This window comes from Streptomyces alboniger, assembly GCF_008704395.1.
In the GTDB taxonomy this organism is placed as follows: Bacteria; Actinomycetota; Actinomycetes; order Streptomycetales; family Streptomycetaceae; genus Streptomyces; species Streptomyces alboniger.
In genome coordinates this window covers 7,850,505-7,864,952 of the sequence record NZ_CP023695.1, presented here as the reverse complement: position 1 = coordinate 7,864,952, position 14,448 = coordinate 7,850,505, and the positions used below count along the sequence as shown (strand labels likewise).

The 14,448-nt window shown below is 70.0% G+C and carries 11 protein-coding genes and 1 pseudogene; 3 read left to right on the top strand and 9 right to left on the bottom strand.

Annotation, left to right across the window (positions count from 1 at the left end; genetic code table 11):
• Positions 1-35 precede the first annotated feature (35 nt).
• The 5 genes from CP975_RS34375 to CP975_RS34355 form a co-directional block, all read right to left on the bottom strand.
• Positions 36-1,763 (bottom strand): prenyltransferase/squalene oxidase repeat-containing protein, encoded by a 1,728-nt coding sequence (locus tag CP975_RS34375; protein ID WP_055527512.1) that lies wholly within the window; start codon positions 1,761-1,763, stop codon positions 36-38.
• A complete protein-coding gene (locus CP975_RS34370) occupies positions 1,760-3,085 on the bottom strand; it encodes a phenylacetate--CoA ligase family protein (RefSeq protein ID WP_055527513.1) in 1,326 nt (441 codons plus the stop codon). The genes CP975_RS34375 and CP975_RS34370 overlap by 4 nt, the downstream gene beginning before the upstream one ends.
• A gap of 47 nt (positions 3,086-3,132) precedes the next feature.
• Positions 3,133-4,500: an aldehyde dehydrogenase family protein gene (locus CP975_RS34365; RefSeq protein WP_055527514.1), complete on the bottom strand. Its 1,368-nt coding sequence runs from the start codon at positions 4,498-4,500 to the stop codon at positions 3,133-3,135.
• A gap of 53 nt (positions 4,501-4,553) precedes the next feature.
• On the bottom strand, positions 4,554-5,657 hold the full coding sequence (locus CP975_RS34360) for a 3-deoxy-7-phosphoheptulonate synthase (protein WP_150477729.1): 1,104 nt from the start codon (positions 5,655-5,657) through the stop codon (positions 4,554-4,556).
• A gap of 402 nt (positions 5,658-6,059) precedes the next feature.
• Positions 6,060-6,950: a helix-turn-helix transcriptional regulator gene (locus CP975_RS34355; protein WP_055527516.1), complete on the bottom strand. Its 891-nt coding sequence runs from the start codon at positions 6,948-6,950 to the stop codon at positions 6,060-6,062.
• Positions 6,951-7,103: 153 nt separating this feature from the next.
• Between CP975_RS34355 and CP975_RS34350 the strand changes: the two genes are divergently transcribed.
• From CP975_RS34350 to CP975_RS35285, 3 genes and pseudogenes are all read left to right on the top strand, one after another.
• Positions 7,104-8,501: an MFS transporter gene (locus CP975_RS34350; RefSeq protein ID WP_070321141.1), complete on the top strand. Its 1,398-nt coding sequence runs from the start codon at positions 7,104-7,106 to the stop codon at positions 8,499-8,501.
• Between the two features lie 788 nt (positions 8,502-9,289).
• Positions 9,290-9,467 (top strand): annotated as a pseudogene (locus CP975_RS36720) (transposase); the annotation flags it as partial.
• Positions 9,468-10,155: 688 nt separating this feature from the next.
• Positions 10,156-10,299 (top strand): hypothetical protein, encoded by a 144-nt coding sequence (locus CP975_RS35285; RefSeq protein WP_167532638.1) that lies wholly within the window; start codon positions 10,156-10,158, stop codon positions 10,297-10,299.
• 425 nt (positions 10,300-10,724) lie between these two features.
• On the opposite strand, the gene CP975_RS34340 is transcribed toward CP975_RS35285, so the two are convergent.
• The 4 genes from CP975_RS34340 to CP975_RS34325 form a co-directional block, all read right to left on the bottom strand.
• On the bottom strand, positions 10,725-11,279 hold the full coding sequence (locus CP975_RS34340; protein WP_150477727.1) for a hypothetical protein: 555 nt from the start codon (positions 11,277-11,279) through the stop codon (positions 10,725-10,727).
• Between the two features lie 47 nt (positions 11,280-11,326).
• Complete coding sequence (locus CP975_RS34335; RefSeq protein WP_150477726.1) at positions 11,327-11,530, bottom strand: hypothetical protein; 204 nt, start codon at positions 11,528-11,530, stop codon at positions 11,327-11,329.
• 719 nt (positions 11,531-12,249) lie between these two features.
• The gene (gene cobA, locus CP975_RS34330; protein WP_213083940.1) at positions 12,250-13,389 is read right to left on the bottom strand and encodes a uroporphyrinogen-III C-methyltransferase; all 1,140 of its coding nucleotides are present in this window, start codon (positions 13,387-13,389) and stop codon (positions 12,250-12,252) included.
• Between the two features lie 9 nt (positions 13,390-13,398).
• Entirely contained in the window at positions 13,399-14,136 is a 738-nt protein-coding gene (locus CP975_RS34325) for a cobalt-precorrin-4/precorrin-4 C(11)-methyltransferase (RefSeq protein WP_055527522.1), read from the bottom strand.
• Between the last annotated feature and the right edge of the window lie 312 nt (positions 14,137-14,448).

The following is a 14,448-nucleotide window of genomic DNA, read 5'->3' as shown; positions in this document are numbered from 1 at the left end:
TCGTGGCATTCATCCGTGGCATTCATCCGTGGCGTTCAGGAGAGGGCCAGGGGTGGCAGCCCGTGCTGTCCGGGCGAGAGGCGCAGCTCCAGGCGCCGTCCCAGGCAGTCGGCGAGCGGGCCGCCGCTCGTGGCCATCAGGGGGGTCCAGGCGAATCCGCCGTCCGCCGTGCGCACGCTGTCCAGGAACGTCGTCAGATGGCCGGCGTCCCATTCGAGGCCGAACGTGTCCGCCGCCACCGCGGCTTCGTAGCTGCTCAGCAGGTCGGGGACCCGGTTGCCCTCGTTCGCGTATCCGCCGCCGCGGACCCGGTGCCGGGCGAGCGCGTCGCCGACGCGAGCGCCGTCCGCCCCGACGGTCCGGTGCAGCGCCCTGAGTGCTTGCAGGGCGGCGCGCAGCGTGGGCCGGCCACCGGGCACGTTGGCGTACTGGCCGGGTGCCGTCTCACAGGCGGCGACGTACTCGGCGATGCCCCGCAGGGAGGCGGCGGAGCTCCCGCCGGTCCAGTGGAGGATCTCCGCGGCCGCGGACGTCGACACCATGTCCGACGCGCGGCCCTCCCAGTAGCCGAACCCGCCGTCGGGGTTCTGGATGGAGCCGGCGAGCCAGTCCGCGATCCCGGCGCGGGCCGTATCGTCGTCCCGGAACGCCCCGGCCGACAGAGCCCAGAGCGTGCACCGCACCTCACTCCCCCGACCAGGCATGTACATGACTCCCTGCTCGTTCGGCAGCACACAGCTCTCCATCCACCGCAGGGCGTCCCGTTCCCCGGTGTCGGAGAAGTGGCCGGCCAGCAGGTGGGCGGAGGTGGTGAGCACGTCCGAGGCGAGGCCGGGCGTGCGGTAGGTGAATCCGCCCTGGCCGGTCCGGAAGGACAACACCGCTTCGACCACCCGGTCGGCGAGGTCCTCCAGACCCGCGCCCAGCTCCCGCAGCGCACCCACTCCGCAGAACGCGGCCCACACGTCCGGCACGGGATAGCCGGGCCACCGGGTGAACGACCCGCCCGGCCGCAGCCTGCCCCGGATCCAGGCGACGCACCTCTCGGGGTCCCGCGGGGCCTCGTCGAGGCGCCGAAGCGCGCTCGTGGCACGGAACGTCGCCCACAGGCAGTCCGTCCCGTCGCCCTCCTGGAAGGTGAATCCACCGGCCGCGCCCTGCCGGTCCTTGAGCCAGTTCGTGAGCCGCTCACGGTCCCACGGCAGCGGGCCCTGTCCACCGGTGGCCGTGCTCCAGGCGGTGATGGCGTAGTAGCAGGCCCGTACGTCGGACGCGCCGTCCTTCGCGTGGGCCGGGCTCCAGGCCAGTCCGCCGTCCTTCGCCTGTAGCGCAGCCAGCCAGTCGAACAGCGCCTCGGGTGGCCGCTCATCGCAGATTTCGACCAGGGTGCGCACGGCGTAGTAGGTGGCCCACACGTCCGACGCCTGACCGGGCATCATCGCGAACCCGCCGTCCTCGTGCGCGGCACTCCACACCCATGCGGAACTCGGTTTGCCGACGGTGCCGCGACTGCCCTCCGGCAGGTCTGCCATCGCCTGCGTGCAGTAGTACGTGGCCCAGGCGTCGGAGGTCATACCGGCCGACCAGGCGTAACCGCCGTCGGAGTTCTGGCGGGAGGCGAGGAAACCGCCGACGGTCCCGGGGGTGGGCAGGTCACCGATGCGGCCGAGCCAGGTGAGGGTCCGCACGGCCGCGTAGGTGCACCACAGGTCGGACTCCCCGGAGACGACACCGGACGAGTTCCGCAGCACGTCGTACGTCATGCCGGCACCACCTCGTCGACGACGCGGAAGTTGGAGCGCTTCCAGCTCTTCTGGGAACCGCCGCTCTTCGTCGTCACCGGCAGCCGGTTGACGAACCGGACTTCGTCCCAGCGGAAGCCGAGGGATTCGCCCGTGCGCCGCTGGACGAGGTCGCTCTTCGCGGACTCGGCCTCCCGGTCGGTGCCCGGGTCCCGTTCGAGGAGCAACCTGGCCCAGGTGGCCTGCCGGTCGACCTCGATCAGGTAGCCCATGACGTCGCTGTTCGCGTAGACGATGCCTTCGAGGTCGCGGGTGCGCACCCGGCTTCCCTTGATCTCGGTTCCGTCGCTCCCCCGGCCGTGGACCGTGACCACCGGGACGGTCGCACCACAGGGACAGCCGTCGGTCAGGGACACCTCGTCGCCCATGTCGAGCCGGAGGAGGGGCCGGGCGTCGTTGTTGAGCGGGGTGACGACGAGCCTGCCGTCGCGCCCGGGATCGGGGGGCACGATGCCGTCGGCGTTCGCGATCTCGAAGTAGTTGGCCCCGCGCAGCAGGTGCAGCCGGTCCTGCGCGCAGCACGCGGCCAGGGTGCCGCTCTCCGTGCTGCCGTAACTCGCGTCGTAGGCGCTCGCGTTCCACCACTGGCCGGTCATGGCGCGCAGCTCGGGGGTGCTCACCTCCCCGAGCAGCATGAGGAGTTCGACGGACGGGCGCAGCCGGTCGAGGAGGCCGCGCCTCTTGATGACCTGGGAGAATTCGAGGAGTACGCCGGGCGCGACGAAGAGAACGGTCGGCCGGAACACCTCCCACAGGCCGACGATGCGGTCCCAGTCGGAGATCCCCGTGGTGTACGGGTAGGCCTTGACGTGTGGTATTCCGAGGAACTCGCAGACGCCGACCATCAGGTCGGCCACCGGCACGATGTCCGAGGGCAGCAGGATCAGCGCGCGGTGTCCGCCGCCGGCGAGCATCGGGCGCCAGGCCTCGGCGACGGACACGGTGTTGGCGATCATGTCCCGGGCCGTGCGGGGCGTGGGCGTGGGGGCCCCCGTCGTCCCTGTCGTCTGGTAGTACTTCAGACCTGCGTCGACCGGTACCCGCAGGAAGTCCAGGGGCCGGGCCTTGAGGTCGTCCTTGGACGTCGCGCGCAGATCCAGGAACGCCCGCGTCGAGAACGTACCGAGCGAGGCGTAGGCGGCCGTCTGTTCCGCACGGTGCCAGACCTCGGCCAGCTTCGCTGCGTAGTAGGCCTCATCGGAGCGGGCCGCGCCGCGGTGAGCGGTCACCTCCTGCTGTATCCGCTCCATGAAGTCGAGGTCATCCCTGGAGTTGATCTTCACTTGCCACTCCTTTTCGCGTTGAGTGCGGGCCGTCCGTGCACGGCTGTTCACCGGCGGCTGTGGGCCAGCCCCTTGGCCCGCATCAGGAACTCCCCGAGGAACCCGTCGTGCGGCACGTCCGGATGGAGCCAGGAGGTCGGCTTGCTCCGGTACACGTTGGAGACCGCCGTGAGTTCCGTCGCCTCTGCGACAAGAGCCATGTCCTCGGTGTGCAGAGACAGGACCAACGAGTCGTCGAGGACGTCCACGGCGCGCCGCTCGAAGGGGGCGACCCACACACAGGGGAAGGGCACCTCGTACGAGAGGAGCGGGTTCCTCGGGGACTCCAGCTCCACGACCGCGGGCGTCACGGTCGCCAGGGATCCCTCGCCACCGAGCCGTTCGACTCGCGGGGCCAGGTGCACGACCGCGTCCTTCGTCCGGTCCAGGACCGCCGCCGCGAGGCGTTCCGCCTCGGTCTGCGGCAGGCACGGCAGCAGGGCCGCGTCGTTCAGGGGGTGGGCCGGTGCCGCCTGGCGCAGCGCGGCGGCCAGTTCACCGGCGAATTCCGTCGGGTCCCGCTCGACGAGGACGCCCGTGGTCGCGGTGCACGCGGTGCCCGCGTGATAGAGCGCACCCGTTCGCGCGAGGCCGAGACCGACGCCCCGGTCCGCGTCGGCGGCCACGACCAGTTTCGAACGGCCCGGGCCTTGCAGCCGGACGTCGCCGCGGTTGCGGTACTTGTCCACGACGTCCTGACCGCCGTACACCAGGGCCCGGTCCGAGCGCTCGATGATCAGATCCGCCGTCGCGTGGTCGCAGGGCGCCACGACCAGCTGCGTCGGCGGCACCCCTGCCTGCCGCAGCGCGGTGACGAGGCGGAAGGGGGTGAGCGGGTCCCGGGTGGAGGGGCGGACGACGACCCGGTAGCCGAGCGCGAGGGCCTCCAGCCACATGGCGTGCACCCCCGGGCTGTTGCCGGCCGCGTGCACGGCGAAGACGTCTCCGGTGCGGCACCACGCGGCGCCTGCCGACGGCGCGGCGGGCAGGGGGGTGCCGACCGGGGCGCAGCCCGTGGGCCGAGCCGCTGACGGCGCCCGTCCCACGTCGCGCAGGGTCTCGGTGATGAGCCGGTCGCACTCGCGCACGACGGTGACGGGTGTGCCCGTCAGCGCCGACGTCCGCCGCTCGTGGGCCGCCAGGTCGTCTCCCAGGATCTCCTGGGCCTCGAAGACGTCGGCTGCCTTCCCGAGCACCTCCGCCGTGTCCGCGACGGGCAGGGGCGCGCTCGCGCGCAGCTGGTCGATCCAGTGGGAGACGACCAGGCCGGGGACTGACGCCAGTTCGAGGGCCGGGCTGCCCGAAGCGTCCGGCACGGTGGTGCGGTTGCGGGTCCGGTAGGGCCCGGTCGGGCCCAGCGCGGGGATATGCAGCATGCTCGCTCTCCTGTTCCTTCCGCCGAGTCGCGGGGCGGAGGGTGATGAGGGGGTCAGCGCGCCGCGGCCGTCACGGCACGGCGCTGACGGGCCGCGGCCGCGAGGTCGTGGAGCACGGCCACGGTGGCGTCCCAGCCCATGCAGGCATCGGTGACGCTCTGGCCGAACACGGGATCCTGGAGGCCGAGTTCTTGGCGCCCGGGGATCAGGAAGCCCTCCAGCATGACGCCGCGGATGTCCGTGTTGCCGGCCGCGACCTGCGCCCCGATCTCCCGTGCGACCACGGCCTGTTGCTCGTGGTCCTTGCCGCTGTTGCCGTGGCTGGCGTCGATGACCAGGCCGGTCGGCAGCCCGGCCGCGGCCAGGAGCCGTGCCGTCTCGCGCACGTTCTCGGGGTAGTAGTTGGGCCGGCCAGGACCGCCCCGGAGCACCACGTGGCAGTCGGGGTTCCCGGTCGTCCGCAGCGTGACCGCCCTGCCGTCCCGGTCGACGCCGAGGTAGGTGTGCGGCGCGGCTGCGGACCGGATGGCGTCGACGGCGACATCCACGGAGCCGGTGCTGCCGTTCTTCATGCCCACGGGCATGGGGAGGCCGCTCGCAAGCTGTCGGTGCACCTGGCTCTCCACGGTCCGCGCACCGATGGCGCCCCAGGAGATCAGGTCGGCCAGGTACACCGGAGCCGACGGGCTCAGCCACTCGGTCGCGATGGGCAGCCCCTGTTCGGCGATCTCCAGCATGAGCGTCCGCACCGTACGCAGCCCGTGGTTGACGTCCAGGCTGCCGTCGAGAGCCGGGTCGGTGAGCAGCCCGGTCCAGCCGACCGTGGTCCGGGGCTTCTCGACGTACACCCGCATGACGACCGCCAGGTCGTCGGCGAGGTCGGCGGCCAGTTCACCGAGCGACTTCGCGTACGCCAGACCGGCGTTCACGTCGTGGATCGAGCACGGCCCGACCACGGCGAGCAGCCGGTCGTCGCCGCCGCTCAGCACACGGCGGGTCAGCAGGCGGCCGTCGCTCACCGAACGGGCCGCGGCCCGGCTCAGCGGCAGCTCGCTCATGAGCCCGTGGGGGGTGGTCGCCGCGTGCGTACGGTATTGCCCGCCGATGTCACCCGGTGAATTTTCGACCACGGAATCAGTGGTTATCTCGGCCAGCATGTCAAGACTTTGCATCGTTCCTCAATTCGTTCTACTCAGCGCAGCATTTATGCGTCGGCAACGAATCCTTCGGGCGGACCTCCGATGGCGCTGGAGATGCCCCGGCACAACCGTCCGGCAAGCACGCGAATCACAGTGCCCCATCAGCGAGTTGGCTCGCTACCCGCGCCGCGTGCAGCAAGCTGTTGTGCACCTAGCTGCACAACGGACGCCGCGCCGCGCACCGCCGATACCGCGGCGGCGTTCGCTGAATTGCACGGCGGCGACACGTGCCGGTTCTCCCCTATTCCGGCGCGAAATCCGTATTCCGGCGCGAAAAACGAATCCGCCCGTCCGTCCAGGAGAATTACCTCCTGGACGGACGGGCGGATCGGGTGTGTGCGGGCGGGCGGCGCGCGCCCGCTACCGCTCGGCCCCTTCCTGCCGCTCGGCCCCCTCGGGCAGCGCCACCTCCCCGGGGCTCGCCATGTCAAGGAGCAGCATCGCGTCGTGGTCCGGGGTGCCGGGCGGGGCTTGGTAGGTGACGAGGCGCTGACCGTCCGTGCGGGAGATCGTCATCACCTCGAAGGAGAGGCAGAGCGAGCCGACCTCCGGGTGCCGGAAGTGTTTCTCGCCGCCGCCGCGCTCCTTCACGTCGTACCGCTCCCAGAGCCGGGCGAACTCCGGGCTCTTCACCACGAGTTCGCCCACGAGCTGGGCCAGTTCCGGCATGTCCGGGTCGGCGCCGGCCACCGCGCGCAGGTGGCCCGCGCTGTGCGCCGCCATCTCCTCCCAGTCGCGGTACAGCTTGCGGCCCATGGGGTGCAGGAACATGTAGCGCGTGATGTTGCGGTGCTCCCACGGCCAGTCCGTGATGCCGGAGAAGAGACGCAGACCGGGCCGGTTGGCGGCCAGTACGTCGTTGGTGCGGCTGACGACGTACGCCGGGGCGGGGCGCACCGTCTCCAGCAGGACGCGCAACGACTCCCGCACCGTCCGCGCCGGTCCCGGGGACGGCGTCGGCGGCTGACCCGCGGCGAGCGCCACCAGCTCGTGCAGCCGGTGCAGCGCGTCGTCGGAGAGCTGGAGCGCCTCGCCGAGCGCGGCGACCACGGCGGGTGAGGGCCGCGTCTCGCGGCCGCGCTCCAGACGCGTGTAGTAGTCGACGCTCACCCCGGCGAGGGTCGCCAGTTCCTCGCGGCGCAGCCCCGGGGTGCGGCGGACGCCCGTGCCGGTCCGCAGTCCCACGTCCTGGGGGCGCACCTGCCCGCGGCGGGCGCGGAGAAAACGGCCCAGTTCCGTACCTTCGCTCATCCGTTCATTCTCGCAAAGAGTGTCGCGGGCAGGGAGGCCGTATCAGGGCCAGGCACAGCACTCCCCCGCACAGCTCGGCCTGCCAGGAGGCGCTCGGGCAGGGCACGCTGCTTGACGTATTCCCAGCGACACCGCGGTGAGGAGCAGTGCACCATGCGTACGACGCAGTCCGGCGCGAACACGGCAGCTGAGGCGGGCGAATCCCCCGAGGACGCCCCGGGACGGCCGGGTTCCCCTCGCGCGGCTCTGGTCGCCGCCGTCCTCGGCTTCTTCGTGATCACGATCGATGTCTCCGGCGTCAACGTCGCGCTGCCCGCCATGCGGGCCGACCTCGGCGGCATGATGTCCGGTCTCCAATGGGTCGTCGACAGCTACACGCTGATGTTCGCGGCGCTGATGCTCTCCGCCGGCGCGCTCTCGGACGCGGTGGGGGCGCGACGCGCGTACGGCTGGGGGCTCGGCGTCTTCACTCTCGCCTCGCTGGCCTGCGGGGCGGCGCCGACGCTCGGGGTGCTGATCGCGGCCCGCGTGGTGCAGGGCAGCGCGGCGGCGGTCATGGTGCCCTCCTCGCTGGCACTGATCCGGCAGGCGTTCTCCGATCCTGCCGAGCGGGCGCGTGGCATCGCGCTGTGGACGGTCGGCGGCGCGGTGGCGATCGCCGCGGGGCCCGTCCTGGGCGGCCTGCTCACCACGGAGTGGAGCTGGCGCGCCGTGTTCTGCCTCAACGTGCCCACCGGGATCATCGGGTTCCTGGCTCTGATGCGGGCGACGCGCTCCCCGCGCCACTCCGTCGCGTTCGACCTGCCGGGACAGGTGACCGCCATACTGTCGCTGGCCGCGCTGACCTTCGCCGTGATCGAGGGCGGGCACGACGGGTTCACCGGCACCGTCCTTGCCGCGACCGTGATCGCGGTGCTGTCCGCGGCCGGTTTCGTGGCCATCGAGGCCCGGCGGCGCGATCCGATGCTGCCGCTGGAGCTGTTCCGGCTGCGCGGCGTGACCGTGCCGGTGATCTCGGGCTTCGCCCTCAACGCCGCCTTCTACGGCGGGGTGTTCGTGCTGAGTCTCTTCTTCCAGGAGCAGCGGGGGCAGTCGGCGCTCTCGGCCGGCCTGATGTTCGTGCCGATGGCGCTGATCACCGCCAATGTCAACTATCTCTCGCCTCGGGCGGTCACCCGCTTCGGCCGACGGCCCGTGGTCATCGCCGGACTGCTGATCGTCGCGCTGGGCTGCGGCGTGCTGCTCCCCATCGACCCCGGCACGCCGCCGTGGGCGACCGCCCTGCTGATGATCCCGCTGGGCATCGGGGGCTCCCTTGCCATGCCGGCGCTGACCTCCCTGATGCTGGACAGCGTCGCCGCGGAGCGGGCCGGCACGGCGGCGGCGCTGCTCAACACCAGTCGCCAGACGGGCGGAGCCGTGAGCATCGCCGCCTTCGGCGCGCTCCTCGCCGGCGACTTCATGTCGGGCATGAGGGAGAGCCTGCTGAGCGCCGCCTGTCTGCTGGTGGTCATGGCCCTTGGCGCGGGGGCGCTGCTGCCCCGGCGCTGAGGCCGTCCGGGGCTGCGACGCCCGCAGTCGCCGTTGTCTCCCAGCGGCCGGACTCCCCCGGCCGGCCGCTGGGTCACTGTCACGGGGGACCACAACGGGCCGTTCAACGGACGCCCCGCCCGCCGTCCCGGGTGGCTCCCGTGCCCCTCGCCGGGCGGCCGGAAACGACATGAGAGGTGGCCGCGGAGGGGGCAGGGTCGGCTGGTGCTTGATCGTGTGGAGACCTTGTCCGGCCTGGTGCCGGGCAAGTGGGTGCCGCGCGACGCGACTTCGCTGAAGACCGCGTTCGCCGATTCGCGCATGCGCTTGAACATGAGCGCGCGCATGTGCATGAGTATGAGCATGCACGTGTGTATGAGCATGTACGTGTGTATGAGCATGCACGTGTGTATGAGCATGTACGTGTGTATGAGCGTGCACCGGCAGAGCAGCGAGAGCCGATGGATTCATCCCGCTCCTCAGCTCAGTGGATCGAAGAGCGGAGGGACCAGGGGGCTGCCGGTTCGGCCTTCGCCTTCACGGTGGTCGACTGCGACGACACAGTGCTCGCGCGCGTGTCGCTCGGCGCGGTGAACCGACGTCATTCCACCGGGTGGGTGTCCTATTGAGTGACGGCGGCGGCGCGGGGCCAGAGGGGCCCCGGACCTGTCGAGTCTTTGCCCGCTGGGCATTCGACAAGGCGGACCCTTCCGATTACTTCCGGCTGGAGCCGGGGCATTCGAGTCAACCACCCTGTCTCAGGCAACACTCACGCAACACCGCGCACACTGCGGACGTCGCCGCGCAGGGACGCCCGCCGCCCTGTCGACCTGCTGCCCGACCGGAACGCCGACACACTCGCCGCCTGGCTCGCCGACCGCGACGGCATCGAGGTCATCTGTCGCGACCGTGCCGCGGTCTATGCCGAAGGCGCCCGACGAGGTGTGCCTAACGCGGCCCAGCGTGCCGGTCGGTGGCACGTGTGGCACAACCTCGGCGAAGCCGCGGAACGCTGTGTGCTCCAGCACCGCGCATGCCTGCGCCCGTTCGCCATCGTGTCGTTGAGGGCGAATGACTTGAACGACACGGAAGGCGGCAAAGACACGGGGGCCCGACCAGGCGCTCGCCAACGGTCGGCCGGATGGGTGATCAGTCCGAGCGCCCGCAGTCGGCCGCCCGGCCTGACCGTATGGCTCCTGATCGAATCCCCCACTACGACCGTGTCAGCGGCTCGACCCGGGGACCTCGGGAAGCTCGATCTCAGGAATCGAGATCGGGGGGAGCGGCTCAGCATGGGTGGCTGTGGAGCCGCAGAGAGTCAGAGTACTGGCCAGGATGATGACTGTGAGGGCAGCGCGCATGCGCATGGCATACCTCCGGCGTCATGGAAGGAACGGCTCAGCACACCTCCTCCAGCACCCGCGCGCATGCCCTGTCACTGAGCTTTCCGAAGGGTTGTCAGGTTGGTCTCATGGCCTCATGGCATGAGGCCGGTGCCGGCAAGGCAGCCATCAATGAGGGACGGGATGTACTGGATTCTGTGCATGCCACTGCGGACGGCTCGGACCAGGTGCTCTCGATCGGTGAAGACGGTCGGAGCATGTCGGGCCTGCGCCGTGGCCGGCCAACGTGTCCGGCCACAACCGGACCCTTGTCCACCAGCGGGATCAGCTGAGTGACGTCGCTCTGGTACTTGATGTCCATCGTCCGGCACCGCCGCCACAGCACCCGCCCCGCCGACCTCGTCGTCGCCGACGAAGCCCGCTCCGTGCAGCCCGGCACCTCCCCCTGGGCCGACTTCGGCCGCCAGGCCATCTGATCCCCTGGTCCCGGGCCGCTTCTCGGCCCGAGACCAGCAAGCCCGAACAGTCCGACAAAGATGGGCGGTCGCCGACAGCCAAGGTCGGGCGTGCTCTGCTGCTCTGCAGGGCGTGCTTTTCACGCACCTAGGGTCGGGCCATGAGCACGTTTCTGGAGCCCCGTCGAGTTCGGATTGAGGCCCGCCCGGGTGATCCGGCCGTGATCGAGGGCGATAGGCACGATGTCGCGTCCGCAGTCGAGGCGTATCGAATCACGCAGACCACCGATGAAGGGCCAGAGGTCACCTTGTACGTGCAGCAGGGTTGGCACAGTGGTACGTGCTAGGAACCGAACCCGAACAGGCCGGCAGACCCGGGTCGCCCGGCTCAGCAGTACAGGCCGGCGCCCGGCCAGCCCCGACGCGTCACGGCAGAGGGTTACTCATTACTCAAAGCGGAAGGGCACCTCAGTTTTCGTTTCGGCGATTCTCGAACCGGACTTGCTCAGAGCTGCCCCCGCCCTGCCGGTGCCAGCGGCCGGCCAGGCGGTCGACTTCGCCCGCAACTTCACCTTGAGGTCGTGTGGTTTCCCGTCACACACCACGGTCACCTTTTTGTACGTGGGAACGGGGTCTCCCACATTGGTCGGGGTGGCATCGTTGAGGACCTCGCCCGCGACTTCCCGTTCGTATGCGTACGAGCGGCCATGTACATTCGCCACGGCATAGGCCAAGGTAGCCTCCCCGCCACTGTGGCACGTTGCCGTCATATTGAGCCACGCAGCCCGCACCTTGGGCTTCAGCGTGCCGGAGTTGATGGTGAGAGAGGCTTTGGGCTCGACTGCTGTCGCAGCCACTGCGGGCAGGCACGCCGTGGCTGCGACAGCAGCAGCTGCACTCAGAACAACAGACCGCACGGTACCGGCCGTCGCGGATCGGGACATTGAAACCTCCTCGACAAGGGTCATTGCTTTGCTGGTTATGCCACGCAGGAGCAGCATCTGATCAGGCGCACCTCCGAATGGCGCACCCGTTCAGCTCGTGCGGCTCAGGCGCACGCCGCGCTGGCGGCCGAGGCCCACGAGCACTGCCGCACCCCGCGGTCGAGATCGACGAGTCGCACCTCCTGGACCACCACAAGCTGGACGTGATCCGCATGCTCACCAACTGGGGCATCGGCCCGGGCCTCGTCAGAAAGGGCGCCGATCTCGGTGACCGTGGCCCGGCGCCCGGCGCTGTATGCCTCGGTCACGACGTCGAGAAGTGTTGGTGACCTACAAGGTCGGCGCAAGACTCACCTACTGCTACAGCACGCTCCTTCAGTGGAAACTCGGCGCACAAACCGCAGTTCAGACAGCGCCAAGTCGCGCATCCGGCGCCACGCTGTTTGCCTGAAGGCACGGTTGTTGTCACTGCACGGCATCCGTGGCGCCAGATATCCCCTGCACGAGGAGCTGAGATGGCCAGGCACAAGAAGCTCGACAGGCGAGCCGCTGAGGCGAACCGCAAGGACGGCCAGGGCGTGGATCGTCCAGGGTCACAGCAGCGGAGCACAGACAGGACAGGCCGAAGTGCGTCGAGCCCGGCGCAGGTGACCCGGGAAAACGAGACCGCACCCTGAGTAATGCGCGGTGTGGACTGCGGGGCACCCTCCTGCCCGAGGGTGCCCCGCAACCCGCGCACCCCCTCGACCAGGCTGCACCCCGCGTGCGGGCGCGTCCCTCCGGTAGGACGGCACCGGCGGTGATGCGGTGCACCGTCAGCGAGCTCGCCCCGCAGCAGCGGAGCAGATATGTCGAGGAAGGCGGAACCTCGCAGGCATCCCCCGCAAGTTTGGGGCACTTCGCCATGAGCGCCAACGGCTTCAGCAGCGTCCTGCGCCACCACTGCCGCCTGTTGACACTACGGTCCGTGGTAAGGGGCCTCACGGTAGATGACGCTTCCATCGGCGCCACGCCGGACAGCTTTCCCTCAGGGCACGAGCGTGTGCGGTGCTTCGGCCGCGTCCTGCGCCTGGGGGGCTTCCAGTCCTGCCGTCGGGCCGACGACGAACACGGCGGGTGGTGCGATGTGGTGAGTTGCGCAGTCCTGGGCGAGGTCCGCCAGCGTGGAGCGCAGTACGCGCTGGAAGCGGGTGGCGGCGTCCTGGACGACGACGACCGGTGTGGCCGCGTCCCGTCCCGCTCGGATTAGCAGCTCGCTGCTCTTGGCCACGTGCGTGACGCCCATGAGGATGACCAGGGTGCCCCTGAGCCGGCCGAGAGCGGACCAGTCGACGAGGCTTGCGGCGTGATCGGTGGGTACGTGCCCGGAGACGATGGTCACTTCCTGGGCCATGCCGCGGTGGGTCACCGGGATTCCCGCCAGCGCCGGTGCAGCCAGTGCACTGCTGACTCCGGGTACCACGGTGACCGGCACGCCCGCCTTCGCACAGGCGGAGACTTCTTCGAAGCCGCATCCGAACAGGTACGGGTCTCCGCCCTTGAGTCGGACCACGAACCGTCCCGACAGGGCACGGTCGACCATGACCTCGTTGATGTGCTCTTGGGCCATGGTCCGGCTGTAGGGCAGTTTGGCCGCGTCGATGATCTCCGCCCCCGGCCGGAGGTCGGCCAACAACGCGAGCGGTGCCAGCCGGTCGACAATGACCACGTCGGCGGTGGCGAGCAGCTCCCTGCCCCTCACGGTGATCAGGTCCGGATCTCCTGGTCCGGCGCCGATCAGGGCTACGCCCTGAGCCGGATGGTCCGGGCGGACGTCCGCTGCGCCCTGCGTGTCCGCGCGGGTGCAGAATACCCGCTTGTGCTCGGCGGCCAGGGCGATGGCCTCGTTGTGTTCCGGGGTGCAGGCGACCGCGTACCAGACGTCGTCCAGGTCCTCTGGCTGCCATGACCGCTCGTGCCACCGGATCCGTCCCGCCTGCGCCATGGCTCCGATCGCGGGGCACACGGCAGGCGCCACGACTGTGATGTGCGCACCGGTACGGCCAAGGCGCGCGAGGTACCGCAGGGCAGCGGGCTCCCCTCCGAACACGACCACCCGGCGCTCCGCCAGATCAAGCTCGGCCGACAAGGGTCGTGCCACGGAATGTGAAAGACGAGCTGCGGGAATCAAGCGACTTCATCCATTCGTATCGGAGTGCAGAAAGCTGTCCGGGAATCCCTCGGCTTCGAGGGTCCGGCCCACCAGCAGCGTCGCGATGCGTGTCACTCCGGCCTCACGCACATCGTGAGCCAGGCACGCGAGCGTCGAGCGCACGACCTGCTCACCGCGCTGACTCGCCAACGCCACTACCGCCGCTGGGCAGTTGGCGCCGTAGTACGGAAGCAGCTCCTCGACGACCTGGTCCACATGATTGATCACCAGGTAGATCGCGAGCGTCGTCCCGGTCTGCGCGAAGTTCGACAGCGTCTCCCCCTCGGGCATCGAGCCCGGCCGCGACCTGACCCGCGTGATGACCAGACTCTGCCCAACTCCGGGAACGGTCAGCTCACGGCCCAAGACGGCAGCGGAGGCCGCGAATGCGGACACGCCCGGTACTACCACGTGCGGCACGTCCTCCTTGTCCAGCATGCGGATCTGCTCGGCGAGCGTGCTGTAGAGCGACGGGTCCCCCGAGCACAGGCGCACGACGTCCACGCCCCGCCGATGCGCCGAGACCATCCGCGCCAAGGCTTCGCCGAGCGGAAGGCTCGATGCGTCGACAACGGTCGCATCCGACGGGCAGAAGGCGAGCAGATCAATGGGGGTCATGCTCCCCGGATAGAGACACAGACCGCAGCGACCCAGGAGGTCTCGACCCCGGATGGTGATCAAATCCGCCGCGCCGGGCCCGGCGCCGACGAAGTACACAGTCATACGCGTGCGCTCCTCGCTCCAACTATCCACCAGCCAACGGCAGACAAATGGAGAACGATCCCTGTTTACCGGACGACGCCCGCACAGTTTCCGGCCAATGAAGGCGCCGACGGGCCGGAAGATCCTGAGGCGTAGGCGCCGGGGCTTCTGGTACCAGGCTGCGCTTCTCGTCCTCGCTCTCCTGACTCCCCTTCGGCGAGTTGGAGACCTTGGTGCGGGACCGCGGAAGGCCCGAACGGGACAGGGCCGGTTCGCTCGTGGCGACGTGCTGGTTCTCGCTTGCTGAGCAGGAAGGTGGGAGTGAGGTCGAGG